Source organism: Tenacibaculum discolor, assembly GCF_003664185.1.
Taxonomy (GTDB): domain Bacteria; phylum Bacteroidota; class Bacteroidia; order Flavobacteriales; family Flavobacteriaceae; genus Polaribacter; species Polaribacter discolor.
The window spans coordinates 1-10,496 of record NZ_RCCS01000012.1 but is presented as its reverse complement, the minus strand read 5'-3'; the positions used below and the strand labels follow the sequence as shown (position 1 = coordinate 10,496).

Annotated in this window: 8 protein-coding genes; 1 reads left to right on the top strand and 7 read right to left on the bottom strand. The window is 34.0% G+C overall.

Annotated features, from left to right (window positions below):
* Window positions 1-19 precede the first annotated feature (19 nt).
* From C8N27_RS15510 to C8N27_RS15495, 4 genes are all read right to left on the bottom strand, one after another.
* Window positions 20-1,363 (bottom strand): exonuclease/endonuclease/phosphatase family protein, encoded by a 1,344-nt coding sequence (locus C8N27_RS15510; protein WP_099213888.1) that lies wholly within the window; start codon window positions 1,361-1,363, stop codon window positions 20-22.
* A gap of 3 nt (window positions 1,364-1,366) precedes the next feature.
* Window positions 1,367-5,050, bottom strand: a complete 3,684-nt coding sequence (locus C8N27_RS15505) for a hypothetical protein (protein ID WP_121148689.1) — start codon at window positions 5,048-5,050, stop codon at window positions 1,367-1,369.
* Window positions 5,051-5,160: 110 nt separating this feature from the next.
* The gene (locus tag C8N27_RS15500; protein WP_141554016.1) at window positions 5,161-5,598 is read right to left on the bottom strand and encodes a hypothetical protein; all 438 of its coding nucleotides are present in this window, start codon (window positions 5,596-5,598) and stop codon (window positions 5,161-5,163) included.
* The gene (locus C8N27_RS15495; protein WP_099213891.1) at window positions 5,555-5,914 is read right to left on the bottom strand and encodes a hypothetical protein; all 360 of its coding nucleotides are present in this window, start codon (window positions 5,912-5,914) and stop codon (window positions 5,555-5,557) included. Before C8N27_RS15495 ends, C8N27_RS15500 begins: the two co-directional genes overlap by 44 nt.
* Before the next feature lie 326 nt (window positions 5,915-6,240).
* Between C8N27_RS15495 and C8N27_RS16030 the strand changes: the two genes are divergently transcribed.
* Entirely contained in the window at window positions 6,241-6,408 is a 168-nt protein-coding gene (locus C8N27_RS16030) for a hypothetical protein (protein WP_167444772.1), read from the top strand.
* Window positions 6,409-6,459: 51 nt separating this feature from the next.
* On the opposite strand, the gene C8N27_RS15490 is transcribed toward C8N27_RS16030, so the two are convergent.
* The 3 genes from C8N27_RS15490 to C8N27_RS16025 all read right to left on the bottom strand — a co-directional run.
* Entirely contained in the window at window positions 6,460-7,383 is a 924-nt protein-coding gene (locus C8N27_RS15490) for a PorP/SprF family type IX secretion system membrane protein (protein WP_208639329.1), read from the bottom strand.
* 4 nt (window positions 7,384-7,387) lie between these two features.
* Window positions 7,388-8,617, bottom strand: a complete 1,230-nt coding sequence (locus tag C8N27_RS15485; protein ID WP_167444771.1) for a T9SS type B sorting domain-containing protein — start codon at window positions 8,615-8,617, stop codon at window positions 7,388-7,390.
* A gap of 13 nt (window positions 8,618-8,630) precedes the next feature.
* A partial coding sequence (locus C8N27_RS16025) for a beta strand repeat-containing protein (RefSeq protein ID WP_208639328.1) occupies window positions 8,631-10,496 on the bottom strand: 1,866 nt, incomplete at its 5' end.

Sequence of the window (10,496 nt, the reverse complement as noted above, 5' to 3'; positions counted from 1 at the left end):
AATACAAAATTGTGTGCTGTTATATATCAATAATTAATGCCATATGATCACTGGTACTTCGTATTCTCCGGAAGTTAGCCCATCCTTTGAATCTACTTAAAGCTCCTATATTTCCTGGAGCATATCCTCCTACACCATTAGGTCCATTGGGAGGTAACGGCAACGCTACTGGAGATCCTGCATTAGCCATACCAACAGGTATTTGAGCCATTCCTGTTGTATAAGCATAATGACCAGCTGGTACCCCCACAGGCGGATTAGGATCTAGGTTATAGGGGGTTCCAGTAACCCTATTAGCAATGGTAATATTAGCTGCAGGCCCTCCTGCGTTTACGCCATATCTAGTTAGTATGTTATCTACACTAGAAAAAGAATCTTGAATCACATATTTGTACCCAGAATACCCATTGGTATCCCATGGTCTCGCATTTCTGTGAGATTTTAACATAGTACATACATAACCTTTATCAGGCCATTGATTAGCTGTTGGGTTTATGGCACGAGTATATCCAGCAGCTCCAGTTAAATTATTATATGCTATAGGTTCAAAATGTGTATTGAACACATCTACATTAAAATCTCCTACAATAACACCTACTTCATTGGCAGCAAGATTTGCAGTCATTTCTTGAATATTAGATAATTGATTTGTACCATTAGCTGCCTGATTCTTTTTGGGCGAAGCATGAAAAGACATCAATTTAATAGTTCTGTTATTGGCATTATCCCAAAAGGTTGTGAGATAAGGAGTTCTATTAAAATTATTAGGAAATCCTAATACTGGTCCTGGAGCCATTCCTACTCCTGGACCTCTAAACTGCCATTGTCCTGCGAGTTGTCTAAAAGCACAATTAGCATTAATATTAGAATTTGCATTTACGTTTCCTAAAGGGAGAGTAGTATTCCAAGGATGTGCATAGTTCGCAAGGTTCATAGCACCTATATTGGCTACAGAATCAGAAGCATTGCCACCTCCTTGCCAACCCCAAGGCCCAGTAAATTCAAGATTTGCACTGTTATAATATACAGATATCCCTTCAGTAACTCCATTCAAACCTAACCTAACAGGAGGTACTAACATCCAATTAGCTCCCAGCCAATTACGTATAAGCCCCAAAAGATAACGAGATCCTGTAGACCCTCCTGCACTTATTAAAGTTCCAGGAGCTCCACTTCCTGTACTCGTTTCTACTACAACAAAGATATCAGGAGTATTTTGGGTTAATGTCGTTCTAATTACATCCCGTCTATACCCTGATTCTGGGGTTTGCAGACGATTGCCATTATGATCTCTTTTTCTACCTATTTGATTAATCTTATTAATCCCAAACTGCTGTATATTCCAATAAAGTACTCTTGCCATGACCTATGATTTAGTTTTGTTATAAGCAGCGTACCATCCTAAACTTTTGGCAGTAGCTCCTGGTTTTGGGTTTCCAAAAAGTAAAAAATTGGTGCTTCCTCCTGGTGGAAGTTTGAGAATTCCTAAAAACTTTAGTGCTATTTTACTCAATGTCATTAAATACGATTGTTGGGCTTCTACATATTCTAATTTTAAAGTATCGATAGATAATTTTAATACTCCTTGTAGACTAAGAAGTTTAGCATTACTACTGGTTCCTGGGAGTTTTATTCCCACAAATGCCTTATAGGCAGTATCGGTAGCTTTATTTCCTGGGCTCCATGCTATTAGCAAACTAGCATTAAAATCTAACGACGCTGCTAATTCACCAGGAGTACCCATATTTAAGGTCATTTCTAGTCCATACCAATTTTCTGAAAGCCCGGTAGTATTAATTCCAGGTAAACTTAAATTAAGATACCCTAAACTAGAAGGCTTAGTATCCTTATCTCCACTAACAAGGTTATTGATTTGTAGTGCAAAATTAGGGTATAAACTTAGTTGCCTAATTGTACTAAGGCCTGAGTTAAATACTATTTTTGAAGCATCAAAAACATAATCTACCACAGTAGGTGTACTGATATCAAATGCCATATCAATAAATAAATTACTGTAACTCAACCCATCTATGATATCTGTATCTGTACCATCACCATTTCCAAAAGAAAAAGCGTCCATAACAATTGTTTTTTCTTCAGTTTCATTTGTTGCAGGAGTGGTTGTTTGCATTACTGCATAGTTTAAATATCCCCACATTGCAAAACTAGATTCTATATGGGTAGCTTTAGGATTAGTTGTTAATGTATTAAACTGAATTTTGGTAATTTCTACATTTTTAAGAAGATTACTATCAAAGTAGAATAAATTATCATCAGTATTTTCAAATACATATACTGGTGTACCGTCATGGTCTTGATATGTACCGTCTAGTACTACAGTATTTAGAGTTTTAGAACCGAATTTATTATTTGTACCTATTACAGTATCAGAAAATAAATTGTTCATTGTTAATTGTACTTTACTCTGAAAGAATTTAATAGCGGTATTTTCAAAAAGAACTTGTAATTGAAGTACTTTAAAATCGTAAGTAGCTCCCGCTAAAGGTGGTACAGGTTTATTAATATTTAATCCTTGTAATAGTTGTTGTTGATAAGCTGTATCTAAATAGTTGATGAGTCCAAAAAGAGAACTATTTTTTTCCATTTGAACCTGACCTTCAGCATTTACCTTATTAACTTCTATTCCAAAATGATGTGCATTAAACCTAGTTAGATTAATACCAGATATTAACCCTTTTAATTGTTGAGGAAATTCTTGTAAATCAATATCTGCTTTGAGCACCAAAATTCCATTCCAATCTTTATTATTTATGATATTATGGAACTTTTCATAGAGAATTGCCTGATTACTTTCTGGGTGTTCTAAACCATATTGATAAGCTTTTTCTGCTTCTGCTATATAATCCTGTACCCATGAAGATATTGCAATTAACTGCTGATATGCATTCGCTGGGTCCTCTACTCCTTCAGTATTAAAAGTGTTAGGTTGTGTCCAAGTCTTTGGGTCTTTAACTCTGTCTATTAACCTGCCTTTACAAAATTTAAAAATGACTACATTATTATAATCTGCATAAGTGTTTGTTGTTCCTACATTAATATCAAATGGCCAATCTTCAATTGACATTTTGTTATTAAATATAGCCTCTGCTCTAGTTTGCCCTCCTTGTTCTCCACTTTTAGAAAATAATGTTCCTAAATGGTTATTTTGAGTGACTACTAAAAATTGTTGATTAGTTAGAAAAGCACTTTGTAATTTAGTAGATAAATTAATAAAACTCATTTGATATTGAGCAGGATCAGACGGTTCTTGATTTTCTGGATATAAATACTCAGGTGTAGCGTTTTGATGAATATCATTTTGCCCTAAGTTAAGCATGCTCCAAGCCCCATTGTTCTTTACATGAGCTATTAATCCTTGTGGAGTTGTAGAACTTACATAATTACTATCTCCATCACTTAATAATTTTACTCTTTTGGTTGCACTTTTTGAGACTCTTTGTGCTGTTAATTGTCTTGTAATAAGAGTTTTTCGTTCTTTACTAAGTACTTCGGACTCGAAAGTTGTTAAGTTATCGTTTCCTGGTTTTTGAGAATCTGCTTCTACTGCTAGGTAAGGAACAATAGGTATATAAAAATCTTGTTGAGGCATATCTATACTAGGTTCATAAAACCCTAACAAATTAGATTTACCTACATTACCCTCACTTACTCCATGATCTTTGGCAAATAAGGAAGCTCCTTCAGGTTGAGAAACATATTGAACATTTTCTGCTATCTCTGATATAATATTATACCATCCTGTAAAGTATTTATTTTCTAAAGTTGGATTGTTTGTTCCTGGGTTTACCAGTGATAATTCTTGGGCAGGAAAATTTGGCGCATAAGCCGGTTGTTTACTTTTAAATCGTAATACATCTCCTGTAGGAATTTTATCTTTAACTGAGTATGGTGTAAAGGAAATAACTTCCGTTCCTGATAATCCAGGTAAAAAATCAAATTGGCCATTTTCATCTACTTGATCTGATTTTGGATCCATAAAAAAGTCTCCTTCAGGTTGTAAATAGAATCGTTCATTTTCATCAATATCTCTGGGAGAAATAAGTAATAAAGGACTATTAGGTAATGGAGTTAAATTATTAGAAGGATTTGTATTTTCAGTTAAATTGACTTTTGGCCATAAAGTAATAGGATGACCAGTATTTATTGAAAAAAAACTAGGTAAATAGCAAGGTGTTGATTTTCCTGAACTACTATTAAAAATACTTCCTGTAAACGCAAAATAAGTATTTAATCCTTTTTTATTTCCTATATCTAAAGGGTCTATCGATGCTTGAGTCATTGCATACTCTACATCTGATTGAGGTTTAAAAATAGGATAACTATATTTTACAAGGCTACTATCAGCTGGTTCTGTATGATAGTAACATGTTTCTAAGTAAAAGGCTCTAAAATCGCTTTCTAAATTAAAACCTAGCGGAAAACTAAATGCTCCGCAATTGTATTTGGTAAATGATATGGATATATCTTTATTAAGCAATGTATCACTTCCAAATTCTTTACTGTTAAAAGATATATTAGGACTATTTAAATCGTAGCTTAATTGTATTTGTGTAGCTGCACCTTCTGGAATGAAAGATACTTCTGTATTATTTCTAATTGATAATGTTGCAAAACCATTTCCCATGGTGTAATTAAAAGTTTGGCTAACCTTAATTACATTCTGAGAATTCACATAATAGTTAATTGCAACAACATTTTCATTAGTTGGTTTTGAATTTACATCTAACAACCAAGCAGTAGTAATATTATTTGAAAAGTTTTCTCTATACTTTTGTAAGTACTCCTTAACTTCATCTATGTAATTGATAATATTATTGTTATCAGGAGCATTTTCAGCAAAAAGAAAATAAACCGAAAGTGTTTTCGCTTTTGATAAAGTAAGTGTAGATTCTTTATAAGTCGAATCTTCTGGTAGCACTACAGCCGACCACTCATTTAACTCTGGAGTTATGTTAATATACAATAACGGATCTCCAGAATCCACATTACTAAATATAGTACCCTCAGTATCTTGTAGAGTTGAACCCATAGCATTAGAATAATATGTGTGTAAAATAACTTGGTAGTGCAATAAAGTATGAGTATCAAAACTAAGGAATGGAAAACACCCCTCAAAAAAGCATCGTGATACACTATAAACTAATCATCCTTAGGACATAAAATAGATACAATTACTATTACATCGTAAGGTGATAAATTGGATACAATCAGTTGACTCCCTTTAAAATCAGCGACAGCTATAAGCTGTTCTCTAATCTTTAAAATATGGATACCATTAAACGAAGTACTATCATTAAATTTTACATTATTAGTATCTCCTGTGTTAACAACAGTTGCTTGCTGAGCCTTACTTATATTATTAATATAACAAATACATTGAGACCCATTATTGGTATCTAATACAGCATATTCATTTTTTAAAAGCACAATTGTATCCAGCTTGGATTTTGTAATGCTTTGAGAAAATGCTGTGTTACTCGCAAATACAAAAAAAACAAGGATTGTATATAAAATATACAATCCCTTTTTTTTATTAACCTTGTGTAGTTTGCGCCTGAATTTCTGCAGTTGCATCATTCTGAGCGTTAGTAATATTAGAAACGGTTACTTGCGCACCTGCAAAATTCCCATTACACACCACACTATAAGAAGGTGAATTTGGTGGAATATTAAATAATCCATTAGCAGGTTTGGTAGCTCCATTATCATAACAATTAACACCTGCAGGCGCACCTGCAATTGTAAAAGTTAGTGTGTTAGCTCTACTAGAATTTGTAATAGTAAGAGTAGACTGTGAACCATTAGCTGTATTCCAAGTTGCAAATTGACCTGAATCTATAGCTGCTGAACCTTGTTGGTTAATTACTGGGTTTTGTGTTGCCGTCGTTGACATAATTTAAAAGTTTAATTAGTTAGTGGTAACGAAGTTAAACTCTTATATGACTCTTTTTATAAAAAAAACTATAAACGTAATAATAGAAAGTATTAATGACTTTAATTCTGACACGAGTGTTTTCTTATTAATTCACAAACAATAAAAAAGACATAACACCCTGAAATAAAATACATTACAACTCTTAACTCATAAAATAATTTTAATCTTATCTTCTTCAAGCTCATTTTATTATATAAAATAAGAGAATACCTTACTTTTTTTACGGTTATTTAAACAGTTTCCTATTATGACCTTTTTATTTTTAAACTCTAAAAACTAAAGTTATGATTAAAAACATTTTGAACTTAGGTTCTATCTTAAACAAAAATGAACAACAGTTTATTAATGGAGGTAGTAATGATCCTGTAACAGACTTATGTATTCCTATCCCTAGAGAAGTTGCTACTTGTCTTATGCCTATTAGTGGTGAATGTTGTGGTTTATGGGATTAAAACAAAAAACTATAAAAGCTGTTTTTCAACAGTTTTTATAGTTTTTATGATTTAGAAAAATCTCGGTTGTTTATAACTATCTTCCTCTGATTTAAAATCAAACAGTAGTAAAAATTCATGTGACCCTGAACTAAATTCTCCTAGATTAGATATTGTATGATCATACGCATAACCTAATCGCAAGTCTTTTCCAATTCTAAAATTAACTATTCCACTCCACGAGTCATCTAGACGATGAGATACTCCAAATTCCACTTTATTATTCCATAATAAATTTAACGATAAGTCTAATGACAATGGTGCTGAATCGGCATACTTAACTAATGTTGAGGGTTTTAATTTAAATCTATTTTTTAAATCTATTACATACCCTGCTGTCAGAAATCCATGCATTTTTTCTGATGCTTTGGTTATTTTTCCGTTCGATCTTTCAAAATGTAATGTTTCTAATAAGTTTGGTATTGAAACTCCTACATAAAAGTTTTCTTTGTAATAGAGTGCTCCTACACCAAAATTTGGGTATGTTTTGTTACTATTCTGATTAAATTTTGAATCATTAGATTCTACTTGATTTAATGTTAACAAACCTATTTGTTGAAAAGTCGCTCCTGCCTTTAACCCAAAAGCTAGTTTAGCTTTTTCTGAAGTATTAATTGTAAAAGAAAAATCGGCATAGGCATGTGTTTCACTTACTGGACCTATTTTATCGTGAATTAAAGATAAACCTAACCCTACTTTTCTACTTACTGGACTATGTATAAATCCACTAAATGTTTTTGGCGCTCCGCTAACACCTACCCATTGTGATCGTGCTAATAAACCTAAACTTATACCTTCTTTACTACCTGCATAAGCTGGGTTCATAACCGTCATATTATAAATATACTGAGTGTATTGAGGATCTTGTTGAGCAAATATTTTACTACTTATACTTACTAGTAAAACTAGTAGTAGTATATATATTTTCTTTTTCATATAGCTATTTATTTAAATACAACCAGCCTTGGTATGGTTTTGTTATACCGTCGTTAAAGTCTACTACATACCAATAAGTGGCCGCTGGCATTGCTTTTTGGTCTCCTGTTAATGTTAATCTACCATGCGACTTTCCATCCCACCAAGTTGGATTCAACTCATTATTATTACTATAGTCATAGACTACATTACCATACCTATTATATATTTTTATTTTAAATTTAGGATATGCTTCTGACAAACCTGGTATTACAAATTCATCATTAACACCATCACCATCTGGAGAAAAAGAATTTGAGGCAGAAAAGTCTATAACAGGATCAATAGTTCCTCTTTTTCTTTCACATGCTAATGTAAAAATACCATATCCTGAAACTTTTGCTGTTATACTTTTACTATGAGTGTCTATGTATACATTTTCTCTTTCTTTAACCCACTCTTCACCATTCCATCGTACTATCATTAGTTTACTTGGGTCTGAATAAAAAATTTCTGGTGTCGTTACACTACTCCATGTTAAAGTTAACTCCACAAATTCTTCATTAGATTTATTTTGAATTTCCCAGAACTCATTCATATTTATTAAACCAACATCTTCTTCTTTTTTGTCGAAATCAATATTTGCCTTTTCCCAATTAAAACAGACATAAAAATTTGTGTCTGGATCTGAAGGAGGTGATATAGTTACAACCCTAGGAACAAAAGTTTGCGATTTATAGTCTCCAACAGGAAAAGTAAAACTTTCATTTCCTTTTTTTTGAGCTTTATTATTCACATAACTTTTATTACTAATACCAGTACTTGTAGCTCCATTTAAATAAGTTACTATACCTTTTTCTTCTGCTTTTAAAATTCCATTTTCAAAAAATGTAGTTCCTACAATCTCTATTTCCTTATCTAAACTAAAAGCTAAACTTGTTGACTCATTATCAAACTCAACAAACATAAAACTAGATGTTCCTTCACCTGTTATAGTCTGTTCATTATTACCTACAAAACTTGTATAACCTGTTACTTTATTATTAGAAAACTTGAATTTTCCATTATTTGTGAAGTTTTTAAATACATACAAGTCACCATCGTTTGTTATTGCTCCATATTCTTTTATTAATAAATCTTCATGAACGCTTACTAATGTATTTTCAGAAATATAAAGGGGACCAATGCTTGTTGTTTGGGCTTTAACAGCTATAACCAAACACATTATTATTGATGAGAATATCTTTTCTTTCATAATTATCAACTTATTATAAAGCGGTACCATCAATTTTATACCAAAAATAGTCTGTTCCATCAAAACCACATTGTATTGTTATAGAAGAATTAGTTCCTAAAGTAGACAATCCTGTAATTAACCCTGATCCTTTTATAGTACCTCCACCTGTAATATTTAAGTTTAATGCTACCGAAAGACCAAGTAAAGTTCCGTTACCTGCTTTATTTACAATTACTAACTTATTTCCTAAATTACTACTGTTAGGGGTCGGTATTGTTATATCAGCACCTAAGCCTAAACTTATCAATCCAGTTTGTTCAATTATTACTGTACCATCTGTATTGTCTATGGTTGTGCCTGAAGTTGGATTTTTAACAATTCTTATATTATTCAACCTAGTTAAAGTAGCATTAATTGTTGTAATGTCTGTTTCGTTAGTGGTCGCTAAAACATTATTCCCAGCAACATTATCCGCTAAGGTAGAAGCTCCTATATCAACAGACCCTCCATCTACTAAACTAATTGTATTGCCGCTTAAACTTAAATCTTGTGTATCTGAATCTACTACACTCCATGTTGTTCCATCACTAGTTTTATATAATATTCCTGAAGCTGTATCGGTATAAACTTGACCTGCAACGCCTGTAACAGCTCCATTAGGATCTCCTGTTCCAGACAAAGTAGTATCTTGTCCCGCTGCTCCAGTATCTCCTTTTAAAGAAGTGATAAAGTCTGCTTCGGTTCCGGTATTTCCAGCATCCAACCATGTTTGATACGCAGATTTTCCGTCTACTCCATCAGCTCCGTTAGCTCCTGTTGCTCCGGTGTCTCCTTTTAAAGAAGTGATAAAATCGGCTTCGGTTCCTGTATTTCCGGCATCCAACCATGTTTGATATGCTGATTTTCCGTCTACTCCATCTGCTCCGTTTGCTCCTGTTGCCCCTGTATCTCCTTTTAAAGAAGTGATAAAGTCTGCTTCGGTTCCAGTATTTCCTGCATCCAACCATGTTTGATATGCTGATTTTCCGTCTACTCCATCTGCCCCGTTAGCTCCTGTTGCTCCAGTGTCTCCTTTTAAAGAAGTGATAAAGTCTGCTTCGGTTCCAGTATTTCCGGCATCTAACCATGTTTGATATGCTGATTTTCCATCTACTCCATCAGCTCCGTTAGCTCCTGTTGCTCCGGTATCTCCTTTTAAAGAAGTGATAAAATCGGCTTCGGTTCCGGTGTTTCCAGCATCCAACCATGTTTGATACGCAGATTTTCCGTCTACTCCATCAGCTCCGTTAGCTCCTGTCGCTCCGGTGTCTCCTTTTAAGGAAGTAATAAAGTCTGCTTCGGTTCCGGTGTTTCCAGCATCTAACCATGTTTGATATGCTGATTTTCCGTCTACTCCATCAACTCCATCTGCCCCGTTAGCTCCTGTCGCTCCGGTGTCTCCTTTTAAAGAAGTGATAAAGTCTGCTTCGGTTCCGGTATTTCCAGCATCCAACCATGTTTGATACGCAGATTTTCCGTCTACTCCATCAGCTCCGTTAGCTCCTGTCGCTCCAGTGTCTCCTTTTAAGGAAGTAATAAAGTCTGCTTCGGTTCCGGTGTTTCCAGCATCTAACCATGTTTGATACGCAGATTTTCCGTCTACTCCATCAACTCCATCTGCCCCGTTAGCTCCTGTCGCTCCGGTGTCTCCTTTTAAAGAAGTGATAAAGTCTGCTTCGGTTCCGGTATTTCCAGCATCCAACCATGTTTGATACGCAGATTTTCCGTCTACTCCATCAGCTCCGTTAGCTCCTGTCGCTCCAGTGTCTCCTTTTAAGGAAGTAATAAAGTCTGCTTCGGTTCCGGTGTTTCCAGCATCTAACCATGTTTGATACGCAGATTTTCCGTCTACTCCATC